Consider the following 12,854-nt stretch of genomic DNA (forward strand, 5'->3'; position numbering starts at 1 on the left):
TCGATTAGAGAATATCCGTGAAAGCCAGATCCGATGAGTTGCAGATTTTCGTCTGCGTGATCGAGTGCGGTTCTATTTCCGCTGCCGCCGAGCAGGTCGGGCAGACGCCGTCGGCGGTCAGCCGCACGTTGTCGCGGCTGGAAGCCAAACTCGACACCACGCTGATCAACCGCACCACACGGCGCATGGACCTGACCGAAGAGGGCAAGTATTTCTTCGAGCAGGCCAAGCTGATTCTCGATCAGATGGACGCGCTCGAAGAGCGTCTGTCGTCACGCCAGCAAACCCCGTCCGGACGCCTGCGGATCAACGCCGCATCGCCCTTCATGCTGCACGCCATCGTGCCGTACATCGACGAGTTCAGGCGGCTCTATCCGGACATCCAGCTTGAACTCAACAGCAATGACCTGATCATTGACCTGCTGGAACAAAGCACCGACGTCGCCATCCGCATCGGCACCCTTGCCGACTCCACGTTGCATGCGCGGTCACTGGGTTGCAGTCCGCTGCTGATCGTCGCCAGTCCGGCGTATCTGCACAAGCACGGTGCGCCGCAGCAAGTCGCGCAGCTGAGCGAACACACCCTGCTCGGTTTCACCCACAACGAAGGCCTCAACCAGTGGCCGCTGCGTTACGTGCACGGTGACCGCTGGCCGATCACCCCGGCGATCAGCGCCTCCAGTGGCGAGACCGTGCGCCATCTGGCGCTGGAAGGGCAGGGTATCGCCTGCCTGTCGCATTTCATGACCATCGACGACATCCGCGCCGGACGCCTCAAGGTGCTGCTGGCGGAGTTCAACAGCGGGTATCGCCAGCCGATCAACGCCGTTTACTACCGTAACTCGCAACTGGCGCTGCGCATTCAGTGCTTCCTCGACTTCATCCAGAGCAAACTCGCGGCTTACGCCAGCGCTGATTTCAAGGGTTGATTCGTGACCTCTGCGCAAGAGTGAATTGGGTGAGGACGGGTTTTTCCACCCGGGTCAGCGGTCGATACTCGCTGCATCACTTACTCACGCAGGGAGTTTCTTCATGAACGTATTCATCACCGGCGCCGCCGGATTCATCGGCGGCTCGATCGCCACCGGTCTGGTCCAGGCCGGGCACAATGTCACGGGCCTGGTGCGCAGCGCCGAGCAGGCTGATGAACTCAAGGCATTGGGCATCAACGCAGTGATCGGCACTCTCGAAGACAGTGCGCTGCTGGCCGAACAGGCCCGCGCCGCTGATGCGGTGATCAATGCTGCGAGCAGTGACCATCGCGGTGCGGTCGAAGCGTTGCTCGATGCCCTGCGCGGTTCGAACAAAGTGTTCCTGCATACCAGCGGTTCGAGCATCGTCGGCGATGCGTCGGGCGGCAAGTCCAGCGACGTCATCTATTACGAAGACAATCTACCGGAGCCGACTGTCGACAAGGCTGCCCGCGTCGCGATCGACAACCTGATCCTCGCCGCGGCGAAGGACGGGGTGAACTCGGCGGTGATCTGCAACACCCTGATCTACGGCCACAGCCTGGGTGTGCATCGCGACAGCGTGCAGTTGCCGCGTCTGCTGAAGCAGGCACGTAAAAGCGGTGTGGTGCGCCACGTCGGCACTGGGCAGAACATCTGGTCCAACGTGCACATCGAGGACGTCGTCGCCCTGTACCTGCTGGCGCTGACCAGAAACGTACCGGGCACCTTCTACTTCGTCGAAAGCGGCGAAGCCTCGTTCATCGACATGACCACCGCCATGGCCCAAGCCTTGAACCTCGGCGAGCCACAAGACTGGCCGCTCAAAGACGCCGAAGCCGAATGGGGCTACGAAATGGCCAACTACGGTCTGGGCTCCAACAGCCGTGTACGCGGCAAACACGCCCGTGAACTGCTGGGCTGGGCGCCGAAGCGCACGTCGGTGGTGGATTGGATTCGTAACGAAATGGTGTAACTCATCGAACACCCACCACCTGTAGGAGCGAGCCTGCTCGCGAATGCGCTGGATCAGTTGGTAGAAATATTGAATGTAACGGCCCCTTCGCGAGCAAGCCCGCTCCCACAGTTAGGCCGCATTCTGACTGACGGAATGCAATCAACCTGTGGGAGCGAGCCTGCTCGCGAAAGCGCTGGGTCAGTTGGTAGAAATGTTGAATATATCGTCCCCTTCGCGAGCAAGCCTGCTCCCACAGTTTGATTTGTGTTTGCCTGAGCGGGATGTAAATCCGGCCCCACGATTTTCATTAATCGCGACAAGACATACCCATCAGCGACACGCCTTACCTCTCCACGAAAATTACTTTCATGCGGTTTGAAAACTCGATCTCGAAATGATTTATGAGTTTCACAACCCATTCGAACGTGACCCTTTCGAGGAGTACCGCATGACGCCTTCCTTCGGCTATTGGCTGTTGGTTTATGCCGCCGTCGCCATCATCGCGCTGATCGTGTTGATCGCCCGTTACCGGCTCAACCCGTTCATTGTCATCACCCTGATTTCCATTGGGCTGGCGTTGGTGGCGGGGATGTCGCCGTCAGGGGTCGTGGGGGCGTATGAGGCCGGGGTGGGCAAGACGCTGGGGCATATTGCGCTGGTGGTGGCGCTGGGAACGATGCTCGGCAAGATGATGGCCGAGTCCGGCGGCGCGGAGCAGATGGCGCGCACGCTGATCGCCAGGTTCGGCGAGAAGAATGCACACTGGGCGATGGTCTGCATCGCGTTTCTGGTCGGCTTGCCGCTGTTCTTCGAAGTCGGTTTTGTATTGCTGGTGCCGATTGCGTTCACCGTCGCGCGGCGGGTGGGCGTGTCGATTCTGATGGTCGGTTTGCCGATGGTCGCCGGCCTGTCAGTGGTGCATGCGCTGGTGCCACCGCATCCGGCGGCGATGCTCGCGGTGCAGGCCTATCAGGCGTCGGTCGGGCAGACCTTGCTGTATGCGATTGCCATCGGTATTCCGACGGCGATCATCGCAGGCCCCCTGTACGCCAGGTTCATCGTGCCGCGTATTCAGTTGCCGGCGAATAATCCGCTGGAAAAGCAGTTCCTCGACCGCGAACCCCGCGACAAACTGCCGGGGTTCGGCGTCACCATGGCGACCATTCTGTTGCCAGTGGTGCTGATGCTGATGGGGGGCTGGGCCAACCTGATATCCACGCCGGGCAGCGGCTTCAACCAGTTTCTGTTGTTCATCGGCAACTCGGTGATCGCGCTGTTGCTGGCGACCTTGCTGAGTTTCTGGACGCTGGGCATCGTCCAGGGTTTCAACCGTGAATCGATCCTCAAGTTCACCAACGAGTGCCTGGCACCAACCGCCAGCATCACCTTGCTGGTGGGCGCCGGCGGTGGTCTGAACCGGATTCTGGTGGACGCCGGTGTCACCGATCAGATCGTCGGCCTGGCCCACGAATTTCACCTGTCGCCGCTGATCATGGGCTGGCTGTTCGCTGCGTTGATGAGGGTCGCCACCGGTTCGGCAACCGTGGCGATGACCACCGCTTCGGGCGTGGTTGCGCCGGTGGCCATTGGTCTGGGTTATCCACACCCGGAGCTGTTGGTGCTGGCGACCGGTGCAGGGTCGGTTATCTTTTCCCACGTCAACGACGGCGGCTTCTGGTTGATCAAGGAATACTTCAACATGACGGTCGCGCAGACGTTCAAGACCTGGACCGTGCTCGAGACGCTGATCTCGCTGGTCGCTTTCGGTCTGACCGTCGGCCTTTCTTACCTGTTGTAACCGGAGCCAGTCGCCATGGACATCCTTTATCAGATCCGCGCCCGTCAGGACTCCTTCAGCGCCGGCGAAGGGCGTATCGCCCGGCTGATGCTCGACGACGTCGGTTTCGCCGCGAGCGCCAGCCTCGAAGACCTCGCGCAACGGGCCGAAGTCAGCACCGCCACGCTATCGCGTTTTGCTCGTACGGTGGGCTGCCGCGACCTGCGTGATCTGCGCCTGCAACTGGCTCAGGCCAGCGGCGTCGGCAGCCGTTTTCTCGACCCGGCGGGCACGCCTGAGCAGTCAGCGTTTTACGGGCAGATTGTCGGTGATATCGAAACCACCCTGCGTCAGCATCTGGCCGGGTTCGACGAATCACGCTTCGCCGACGCGGTGAAATTGCTCGGCCAGGCGCGGATGATTCATGCGTTCGGCATGGGCGGTTGCTCGACCCTGTGCAGTGACGAGTTGCAGGTACGGCTGGTGCGCCTCGGCTACCCGATTGCGGTGTGTCACGACGCAGTGATGATGCGCGTCACCGCCGCCAGCCTGAATGCCGAACAAGTGGTGATCGTCTGCTCGCTGACCGGCATCACCCCGGAGTTGCTGGAAACCGTCGAGCTGGCGCGCAACTACGGCGCCCGCATCCTTGCCATCACCCGCGCCGATTCGCCGCTGGCCGAACTGGCCGACATCGTCCTGCCGCTGCAAGGCGCGGAAACCTCGTTCATCTACAAACCGACCGCGGCGCGCTACGGCATGCTGCTCGCCATCGACGTGCTCGCCACCGAGCTGGCGCTGGCCAGCCCTGAAGACAATCAAGAGCGTCTGCGGCGGATCAAACTCGCCCTCGACGAATACCGTGGCGGCGACGATCACCTGCCGCTGGGAGACTGACATGCTGTACGACACGCTGATTCGCAACGCCCTGATCATCGATGGCAGCAACACGCCCGGTTACCGCGCCGATGTGGCGATTTTCAATGGCCGCATCGAGCGCATTGGCGACCTGCAGGATGCTCGTGCCACTGAGGAAATCGACGCCACCGGTCGCGTGCTGGCGCCGGGTTTCATTGATGTGCACACCCACGATGACACCGTGGTTATCCGCCAACCCGAAATGCTGCCCAAGCTCAGCCAAGGCGTGACCACGGTGATTGTCGGTAACTGCGGGATCAGTGCGTCGCCGGTGACGTTGAAGGGCAATCCGCCGGATCCGATGAACCTGCTCGGTACGGCGACCGCGTTCGTTTACCCGCGTTTCAGCGATTACCGCGCGGCGGTCGAAGCGGCGGAGACCACGTTGAACGTCGCCGCGCTTGTCGGTCACACAGCGCTGCGCAGCAATCACCTCGACGACTTGTTCCGCAGCGCCACGCCAGAAGAGATCGGCGCGATGCGTGAGCAATTGCGCGAAAGCCTTGAAGCGGGTGCGCTCGGGTTATCCACAGGGCTGGCGTACGCCAGCGCGTTCAATGCTTCCACTGATGAAGTGAAACAATTGACCGAAGAGCTGACCGCGTTCGGTGCGGTGTACACCACGCACCTGCGCAGTGAGTTCGAACCGGTGCTGGAGGCGATGGAGGAGGCGTTCAGCATCGGACGCCATTCACGGTCTCCGGTGATCATTTCCCACCTCAAATGTGCCGGTGCCGGTAACTGGGGGCGTAGTCCGCAATTGTTGGCGTCGCTGGAAGAAGCAGCGAAAACCCAGCACGTGGGTTGCGATTGTTATCCCTACGCGGCGAGCTCGTCGACGCTGGATCTGAAGCAAGTCACCGATGCCCACCGCATCACCATCACCTGGTCGACGCCGCACCCGCACGTCAGCGGGCGCGACCTGATCGACATCGCCGCTGAATGGAATGTACCGCTGCTTGAAGCGGCCAGGCGCCTGCAGCCGGCCGGCGCGGTGTACTACGGCATGGACGAGGCGGATGTCAGACGCATCCTTGCCCATCCGCTGTCGATGGTCGGCTCCGACGGGCTGCCGGAAGACCCGTTTCCGCACCCGCGCTTGTGGGGCGCTTTCCCACGGGTGCTGGGACATTTCAGTCGCGATGTCGGGCTGTTTCCGCTGCACACTGCGGTACACAAAATGACCGGGCTGTCGGCGGCGCGTTTCGGTTTGACGGAGCGCGGCGAGATTCGTGAAGGTTATTGGGCCGATTTGGTGTTGTTTGACCCAGCGACCGTGCGTGATGTGGCGGATTTCAATGACCCGCAGCGGGCGGCGCAGGGCATTGATGGCGTGTGGATCAACGGTGTGTTGAGCTATCGCGACGGCCAGGCGAATGGCCGCCGGGAAGGGCGGTTTCTGGCCCGGCAGGGTGATTTGCGCAACAACTTTCGCTGACATTTCGCGGAGTGCGTCACAGTGATGGCACATTGCAATTAAAGAAAGCCATCGCCAAGCCGAATTGCTGACATCCAGCCCAGCTACACTCTTGGGCCAAACAGTCAGGGAGCACCCCATGAGCTTCGGTAAAACCACCCCGATCCTGCGGATCTTCGATGAAGCCAAGGCGTTGGAATTCTACGTTGACTTCCTCGGCTTCAAGGTCGACTGGCAGCACCGTTTCGAGGCCGATTTCCCGTTGTATCTGCAGGTGTCGCGTGGCGAGTGCGTGTTGCATTTGTCCGAGCATCATGGCGATGCAACGCCGGGTTCGGCGTTGCGCATCGAGACCGATGAGCTGGAGGCGTTTCAACAGCAGTTGGTGGCCAAGGATTACAGGTTCTCGCACCCGGGGATCCAGGCGATGCCGTGGGGTAGTCAGGACATGACGATCACGGATCCGTTCGGCAATCGGCTGGTGTTTACCAACGCGATCAGTCTCTGAATCGAGCTGAACAAGTCGCGGCCCAGTCAGCGCGATTTATCTGTGGGACGTTGTGCGGCTGCTGACGCCTTCGCGAGCAAGCCCGCTCCCACATTGGATCGTCAGCGAACATGGATTTTGTGTACGACATAAATCTCCTGTGGGAGCGGGCTTGCTCGCGAAGAGGCCGGAACCATCACCCGCGATGCGTCTGCCGAAACTCCCCCGGCGGCATCCCGCGCCGGCTCTTGAACGTGCGGTGAAACGACCTCGGCTCGGTAAACCCCAGATACTGCGCAATGTCTTGAATCGGCAGTGTGCTGTTCAACAGGTAATGCTCGGCCAACTCCTGACGCAGGTCATCGAGAATCTGCTGATACGACGTCCCCGCCTGATGCAACTGGCGCTGCAACGTACGCACCGACACCGCCAGTTGCTCGGCCACCTGTTCCTTGCGCGGCAAGCCTTCCTTGAGCAACTGGCGCAGGATGCTTTTGACCCTCTGCTCCAACGATGCGTCCTCCAGCGTCGCCATCAGGCCCATCGCGTGTTCTTCCAGGGTGCGCAGCAATTGCGCATCGGCCTGGCGCAACGGCAATTGCAGGTACGGCAGCGGCACGATCAGCGCTGAATACGGCTGCTCGAACAGCACCGGGCAATCGAAAAACCGTTCGTACTGCGCCTGCGTGGTATCCACCGGGCGCGGGTGTTCCAGCCACACGGCGGCGGGCGACATCTGCGTGTCGGCGATCCAGCGTGCATATTGCAGCCATGAGCCGAGGACGTTTTCCACCAGATGCCGACGGATCCGCGGGCGCTCGTAGCGGCAGCTCCAGATCAGATGCACGTGACCGTCCTGCACCTCGGCGCGGCTGACGCCCATGTCCCCCACCAGTTTTTCGAACGGCATGATCCGGCTCATGGCATCGCCCAGGGTTGCGCAGTTCATGGTGATGTAACCGAGCACACTCCAGGAATTGGGCAAGACGAAATTCGCGGCATTGAGGCCGAACAGCGGATCGCCCGAGTGCTCGCAGAAGTAATCGAGCAGGCGTTCATGGGTTTCGCCCGGCAGACGCAGGCTGTTGTCGCTCAGTTGCTGCGCCTGCAACCCGGCCGCCGCCAACGCGGGCTCGATGGCCATGCCCAGTTGTTCGGCATGGCGCACGTATTTGAGCAGCGGCGGAACGGAGGTGAAGCCGAGCGATTGCATGATCCAAATCCCTTGATCAAGGCCTGCATGAGCGAATGAATGCCTGAAAGGTAATTTGAAACCACGGCTAAAGTAAATGGCTGGCACTTGCGCGACGTTTGACTCAATTGGCTACTCGAACTGGCCGGATGCGACCGTGACACTTTTCGGCCGCTGACTAGTATGGAGGCCTGCCACATCACTGATCAGACTGCATAAGAAGGACACACGCATGCGACGCTGGAACGGCTGGGGAGATGCAACCACGGTGGTCGAACTGCCGGCCCAGGGCGCGAGTTTTCTCCATGAACGGTTGGGGGTCGGGCGCGCGCTGCCCGATGCCACGCTGGAAGAGGCATTGGCGCGGGTGCCGGTCTCGCGGCTGGGGCAGCACGCCTTGTACAGCGTCGACGCCCATGACCGTCTGTTGCATGCGCGGGGCCAGAGCCTACCGGACTGGCTGGCACTGCGCGAAGGCGTGCCGGGCAACTATCCCGACGCGGTGGCGTTTCCCGAAACGGCTGAGCAGATCCGCCAATTACTGGCACTCGCCCATGAGCAGGACCTGTGCCTGATTCCCTACGGTGGCGGCACCTCGGTGGCCGGGCACATCAACCCGCCGGATTCGGCGCGGCCGGTGGTGACGGTGTCGCTGGCGCGGATGAATCGCCTGACCGACCTCGACGAGGCCAGCCAATTGGCGACGTTTGGCCCCGGCGCCAGTGGCCCGCAAGTCGAAAGTCAACTGCGCGCCAAGGGTTACACGCTCGGGCATTTCCCGCAGTCGTGGGAACTGTCGACGCTCGGCGGTTGGGTCGCCAGTCGCTCCAGTGGTCAGCAGTCGTTGCGCTACGGGCGCATCGAGCAATTGTTCGCCGGCGGCACGCTGGAAACCTTCGCCGGCCCCTTGGAAATCCCGACCTTTCCGGCTTCGGCGGCGGGGCCTGATCTGCGTGAAGTGGTGCTCGGTTGTGAAGGCCGTTTCGGGATCATTTCCGAGGTCAAGGTGCGGGTCAGTCCGCTGCCCGCCGATGAGCGTTTCTACGGCGTGTTCCTGCCCGGTTGGAGCAAGGCGCTGCAAGCGATCCGCCAGTTGGCGCAGGCGCGGGTACCGCTGTCGATGCTGCGTCTGTCGAATGCGGTGGAGACTGAAACTCAGCTGGCGCTGGCCGGCCATCCGCAGCAGATCGCCTGGCTGGAAAAGTATCTGAGCCTGCGCGGCGCCGGTGAGGGCAAGTGCCTGCTGACCTTCGGCGTGACCGGCAATCGTCGGCAGAACGCGCTGTCATTGACGCAAGCCCGGCAGCATCTGAAAGCCTTTGGCGGCGTGTTCACCGGCACTTTGCTTGGCAAGAAGTGGGCGCAGAACCGCTTCCGTTTCCCCTACCTGCGCGAGAACCTGTGGAACGCCGGTTACGTGGTCGATACCCTCGAAACCGCCACCGACTGGAGCAACGTCGACCACCTGCTCAACCTGATCGAAAACAGCCTGCGCGATGCCTTGGCCGCCGAAGGCGAACGCGTGCACGTGTTCACCCATCTGTCCCACGTCTACGGCGAAGGTTCGAGCATCTACACCACCTACGTGTTTCGCCCGGCGGCGGACTATCCCGCGACGCTGGCGCGCTGGAAGGCCCTCAAGCATGCGGCCAGCCAGACCATCGTCGACAACCACGGCACCATCAGTCACCAGCATGGTGTCGGCAAGGATCACGCGCCGTATCTGCTGCGCGAAAAAGGTGCGCTGGCGATGGACACTTTGCAGGCGCTGAGCAAGCACTTCGATCCGGCCGGGCGCCTCAATCCCGGCACGCTGTTGCCGGAGTAATGGCCATGAACCCGGACTGGAACGCCGCATGGCGCCAGCACACCTTGCCGACGCTGGCGGCGCAAACCTGGGATCTGATCGTCATCGGAGGCGGTATCAGCGGTGCCGGCATCCTGCGCGAAGCTGCACGGCGTGGCTGGCGCTGCCTGTTGCTGGAACAACGGGATTTCGCCTGGGGCACCTCCAGCCGATCGTCGAAAATGGTCCACGGCGGTTTGCGCTACATCGCCAAGGGCCAGTGGCGCCTGACCCGCGACTCGGTGCGCGAACGTCAACGCCTGCTCGACGAAGCGCCGGGACTGGTGGAACCGATGAGTTTCATGATGCCGCACTATCGCGGCGGCTTTCCCGGGCCGCGTGTGCTCGGTGGCTTGTTGTCGGTTTACGACGCGTTGGCCGGACGGCGCAGCCATCGTTTTCATGACGCGCAACAACTGCGTTTTATGGCGCCGGGGGTCAAGGAAGACAACCTGCTCGGCGGCACCTGTTTTGTCGATGCGCTGACCGATGATGCACGGCTGGTGATGCGCGTGCTGAGCGAAGCGCGGGCCGATGGCGCGGTGGTGCTCAACGGGGTGCGCGTTGAACAGTTGCGGCGCGAAGACAGGCGCGTGTGCGGGGTGCAGATCGAGGACTGCGAAGCCGGTGGATCGCTGCAATTGCGCTGCGGCGTGCTGGCGGTGGCGACCGGTGCGTGGGCCGAACGCCTGCACTTGCCTGAGTCGCCGCGACAACTGCGGCCATTGCGTGGCAGCCATCTGCTGCTGCCGGGCTGGCGCTTGCCGGTGGCGCAGGCGTTTACCTTTCTGCATGAGCGGGATCGGCGGCCGGTGTTCGTTTTCCCTTGGGAAGGGGCGACAGTGGTCGGCACTACGGATCTCGATCACCGCGAGAATCTGGATCAGAGTGCGAGCATCAGCGCAGAAGAACTGGACTATCTGCTCGCCGCTTGCCAGCAACAATTTCCCGGAGCCGAAGTGAGCGCTGCCGATGTGCTGTCGACCTGGTCGGGCGTACGCCCGGTGGTGGGCAGCGCGGCGGGTGAGCAGCAAGGCAAGCCGTCGAACGAAACCCGTGAACATGTGCTGTGGCAGGAGCCGGGTTGCGTGACCCTGGCCGGCGGCAAACTGACGACCTTTCGCCCGCAAGCCATCGAAGTGCTCAAGGCTTGTGCCGGCATGCTCGGCCGTCATTTCGAGGATGATGCGGCGCCGGTGTTCGCTGGCGTTGCGCCGCTGAGCATTCCCGGACTCAGCCCTCAGCAATGGCGACGCCTGGCCGGACGACATGGCCGTGACCTGCCGAGGCTGGCGCAACTGATCGCCGAGTTGGGCCACGATACCGTCGGCCACACCGACACTTTGTGGGCAGAACTGGCCTTTGCCTGTGAAGCGGAAATGGTCCTGCACCTCGATGATCTGCTGTTGCGTCGCACCCGTCTGGGTCTGTTGCTGGCGCGCGGTAGCGAAGATCACTTCGCAGCCATCCGCCAACTCTGCCAGCCACGGCTGGGCTGGGACGATGCACACTGGCAGCAAGAGCTGCAGCGTTACCGGGCGTTGTGGCAACGCCATCACGGTTTGCCGGATGCCACGCCTTGATGCCCCTTGAAGAGAGCTCCATGGATAACCACCCGAACAAGCGTTACCTGCTGGCGATCGACAATGGCACTCAGAGCGTGCGCGCGCTGCTCTTCGATTTGCAGGGTAATCTGCTCGGCAAAGGCAAGGTCGAGTTGCAGGCCTATTACTCGACGCAGCCGGGTTGGGCCGAGCAGGATCCGGAATATTACTGGGCGAAACTCGGCGAGGCCTGTCAGCAGGTGTGGGCGCAAACCGGGATTGATCGCGCGCAGATTGCCGGGGTGTCGCTGACCACTCAACGCGGCACGGTGATCAATGTCGATGCCGAGGGCACGCCGTTGCGTCCGGCGATTCTGTGGCTAGATCAGCGCCAGAGCGAAGTCGAAGGCGGGATCAAGGGGCCGTGGGGCTGGCTGTTCAAACTGGTCGGCGCGCAGGCCACGGTGGATTATTTTCGCGCCCAGGCCGAGGCCAACTGGATCGCGCGACATCAGCCTGAGGTATGGGCGGCGACCGACAAGTTTTTGCTGCTCTCAGGGTTTCTCACCCATCGTCTGTGCGGACGCTTTGTCGATTCGGTGGGGTGTTGCGTCGGCTACTTGCCGTTCGATTTCAAACGCCTGAAATGGGCCGCGCCGAGTGACTGGAAATGGCAGGCGCTGGCGGTGCGTCCCGAGCAGTTGCCGAGCCTGCACAAGCCCGGTGAAACCCTTGGCTACATTACCGCGCAGGCCAGCCGCCACACCGGGATTCCCGAAGGGTTGCCGCTGATTGCGGCGGGCGCCGACAAGGCTTGCGAAGTGGTCGGTTCCGGCGTAGTCGATGGGGGCACCGTGTGCCTGTCCTACGGCACCACGGCGACGATCACCAGCACCCGCTCGCGCTATCTGGAAATCGTCCCGCTGATTCCGCCGTATCCGTCGGCGGTGCCGGATCAGTACAACTGCGAGGTGATGATTTATCGCGGTTACTGGATGGTCAGCTGGTTCAAGAACGAGTTCGGCTTGCGTGAGATGCAGCAGGCGAAAGAGCAGGGCATTGAACCCGAGCAACTGTTCGATGCACTGGTCGAGGCAGTACCGCCAGGGTCGATGGGCCTGATGCTGCAACCCTACTGGTCGCCGGGGATTCGTGAGCCGGGCGTGGAAGCCAAGGGCGCGATGATCGGCTTTGGCGATGTGCACACCCGCGCACACATTTACCGGGCGATTCTGGAAGGACTGGCGTATGCGTTGCGTCAGGGCATGGAGAAGATCGAGAAGCGCTCGAAAGTGTCGATCAAGCGTCTGCGGGTGGCGGGCGGCGGCTCGCAGAGCGATGCGGCGATGCAGCTCACGGCGAATATTTTCGGCCTGCCGGCGGAGCGTCCGCATGTGTATGAGGCGTCGGGGCTGGGCGCGGCGATCTGCTGTGCGGTGGGGTTGGGGGTGTACGCGGATTTCCCCAGCGCGATCGCGGCGATGACTCGAGTCGGCGCGGTGTTCACCCCTCAACCCGAGGCGCAAAAAATCTACGAGCAGCTGTACAAAGACGTCTACCTGCGCATGTACCGCCAGCTCAAACCGTTGTACCAGAGCATCCGCAAGATCACCGGTTACCCCGCTTGACAAAACACCACGCAGTTCCTTGTGGGAGCGGGCTTGCTCGCGAAGGCGTAACGTCGGTCACCCTTGATGTCACTGGCACTCCGCCTTCGCGAGCAAGCCCGCTCCCAGAGGGCACAGTGGTGTCTTTCGGATCGAGG

General features: G+C 62.2%; 10 protein-coding genes. 9 read left to right on the forward strand and 1 reads right to left on the reverse strand.

Annotation, left to right across the window (positions count from 1 at the left end; translation table 11 throughout):
• The first annotated feature begins 17 nt into the window (after positions 1–17).
• From AC1UK9_RS03835 to AC1UK9_RS03860, 6 genes are all read left to right on the forward strand, one after another.
• A complete protein-coding gene (locus tag AC1UK9_RS03835; protein WP_025110535.1) occupies positions 18–929 on the forward strand; it encodes a LysR family transcriptional regulator in 912 nt (303 codons plus the stop codon).
• A 103-nt stretch (positions 930–1,032) separates the two neighbouring features.
• Positions 1,033–1,926, forward strand: a complete 894-nt coding sequence (locus AC1UK9_RS03840; RefSeq protein ID WP_482579484.1) for an NAD-dependent epimerase/dehydratase family protein — start codon at positions 1,033–1,035, stop codon at positions 1,924–1,926.
• A gap of 430 nt (positions 1,927–2,356) precedes the next feature.
• Positions 2,357–3,706 (forward strand): GntP family permease, encoded by a 1,350-nt coding sequence (locus tag AC1UK9_RS03845; protein ID WP_482579485.1) that lies wholly within the window; start codon positions 2,357–2,359, stop codon positions 3,704–3,706.
• Positions 3,707–3,721: 15 nt separating this feature from the next.
• Entirely contained in the window at positions 3,722–4,582 is an 861-nt protein-coding gene (locus AC1UK9_RS03850) for a MurR/RpiR family transcriptional regulator (protein WP_042557552.1), read from the forward strand.
• 1 nt (position 4,583) lies between these two features.
• The gene (locus tag AC1UK9_RS03855; RefSeq protein ID WP_482579486.1) at positions 4,584–6,041 is read left to right on the forward strand and encodes an N-acyl-D-amino-acid deacylase family protein; all 1,458 of its coding nucleotides are present in this window, start codon (positions 4,584–4,586) and stop codon (positions 6,039–6,041) included.
• Positions 6,042–6,159: 118 nt separating this feature from the next.
• A complete protein-coding gene (locus AC1UK9_RS03860; protein ID WP_482579487.1) occupies positions 6,160–6,528 on the forward strand; it encodes a glyoxalase superfamily protein in 369 nt (122 codons plus the stop codon).
• A gap of 175 nt (positions 6,529–6,703) precedes the next feature.
• Here the strand turns inward: AC1UK9_RS03860 and gliR are convergent, their stop codons facing one another.
• Positions 6,704–7,720: an AraC family transcriptional regulator GliR gene (gliR, locus tag AC1UK9_RS03865; RefSeq protein ID WP_025110529.1), complete on the reverse strand. Its 1,017-nt coding sequence runs from the start codon at positions 7,718–7,720 to the stop codon at positions 6,704–6,706.
• A 211-nt stretch (positions 7,721–7,931) separates the two neighbouring features.
• Here gliR and AC1UK9_RS03870 point away from each other — a divergent pair, with 211 nt between their 5' ends.
• Genes AC1UK9_RS03870 through AC1UK9_RS03880 form a run of 3 tightly spaced genes read left to right on the forward strand, consistent with a single transcriptional unit; the run spans position 7,932 to position 12,717 of the window.
• Positions 7,932–9,527 carry an FAD-binding oxidoreductase gene (locus AC1UK9_RS03870; protein WP_482579488.1) on the forward strand — a complete coding sequence of 532 codons (1,596 nt, stop codon included), beginning with the start codon at positions 7,932–7,934 and terminating at the stop codon, positions 9,525–9,527.
• Between the two features lie 5 nt (positions 9,528–9,532).
• Positions 9,533–11,128, forward strand: coding sequence for a glycerol-3-phosphate dehydrogenase/oxidase (locus AC1UK9_RS03875; protein ID WP_482579489.1), 1,596 nt, complete (start codon positions 9,533–9,535; stop codon positions 11,126–11,128).
• A gap of 20 nt (positions 11,129–11,148) precedes the next feature.
• On the forward strand, positions 11,149–12,717 hold the full coding sequence (locus AC1UK9_RS03880; RefSeq protein ID WP_029977620.1) for an FGGY-family carbohydrate kinase: 1,569 nt from the start codon (positions 11,149–11,151) through the stop codon (positions 12,715–12,717).
• Positions 12,718–12,854: the final 137 nt, after the last annotated feature.

It is taken from the genome of Pseudomonas sp. AK-TSAG1-1, from assembly GCF_056821665.1.

Bases quoted from the DNA above. Each gene is read 5' to 3' on its own strand.
- AC1UK9_RS03850 (WP_042557552.1), top strand. From the start codon at position 3,722: ATGGACATCCTTTATCAGATCCGCGCCCGTCAGGACTCCTTCAGCGCC.
- AC1UK9_RS03880 (WP_029977620.1), top strand. From the start codon at position 11,149: ATGGATAACCACCCGAACAAGCGTTACCTGCTGGCGATCGACAATGGC.
- AC1UK9_RS03840 (WP_482579484.1), top strand. From the start codon at position 1,033: ATGAACGTATTCATCACCGGCGCCGCCGGATTCATCGGCGGCTCGATC.
- AC1UK9_RS03860 (WP_482579487.1), top strand. From the start codon at position 6,160: ATGAGCTTCGGTAAAACCACCCCGATCCTGCGGATCTTCGATGAAGCC.
- AC1UK9_RS03845 (WP_482579485.1), top strand. From the start codon at position 2,357: ATGACGCCTTCCTTCGGCTATTGGCTGTTGGTTTATGCCGCCGTCGCC.
- AC1UK9_RS03875 (WP_482579489.1), top strand. From the start codon at position 9,533: ATGAACCCGGACTGGAACGCCGCATGGCGCCAGCACACCTTGCCGACG.
- gliR (WP_025110529.1), bottom strand. From the start codon at position 7,720: ATGCAATCGCTCGGCTTCACCTCCGTTCCGCCGCTGCTCAAATACGTG.
- AC1UK9_RS03870 (WP_482579488.1), top strand. From the start codon at position 7,932: ATGCGACGCTGGAACGGCTGGGGAGATGCAACCACGGTGGTCGAACTG.
- AC1UK9_RS03855 (WP_482579486.1), top strand. From the start codon at position 4,584: ATGCTGTACGACACGCTGATTCGCAACGCCCTGATCATCGATGGCAGC.